1 pseudogene is annotated in these 397 nt (G+C 63.2%); it reads left to right on the plus strand.

The window, feature by feature from the left end:
* Positions 1–23: 23 nt before the first annotated feature.
* Positions 24–397 (plus strand): annotated as a pseudogene (locus EOA32_RS38065) (hypothetical protein); the annotation flags it as partial.

A 397-nucleotide genomic window follows, 5' to 3' on the forward strand; every position in this document is an offset into this window, starting at 1 on the left:
CGATAAAGTCGCCGGAGCTGTCGGTGACCGCGAACGGCAAGGGCGTGCGAAGCAAGCCGCTGCTCGACCTGCTGGCCTTTGCCGTGGCCAATGAGGACGAAGCGGCGCTGAAGGCGAACCAGGCGCAGCTCAAGTCGCTGCTGCTTGCCGCGCTGCCGGTATGGGAAAGGCTCGATGGAACCTATGGGTTCAAGGATTTCGCGGTCGAAAGCCCGATCGGTACGTTCGGGGCGACGCAATTGAGCACGGCCTTCGGAATGGACGGCGTCTCCCAGAGCGGCAAGATCAACTACGCGATCAAGGCCTCTGGCCTGAAGATTCCGCAGCAGATGCTGCCCGGCTGGAGCGTGGCGTTGCTGCCCACCGACATCGACCTGAACTTCGGCGGCGCCAACAT

Origin of the sequence: Mesorhizobium sp. M1A.F.Ca.ET.072.01.1.1 (genome assembly GCF_004023325.1) — a bacterium.
GTDB lineage: Bacteria > Pseudomonadota > Alphaproteobacteria > Rhizobiales > Rhizobiaceae > Mesorhizobium.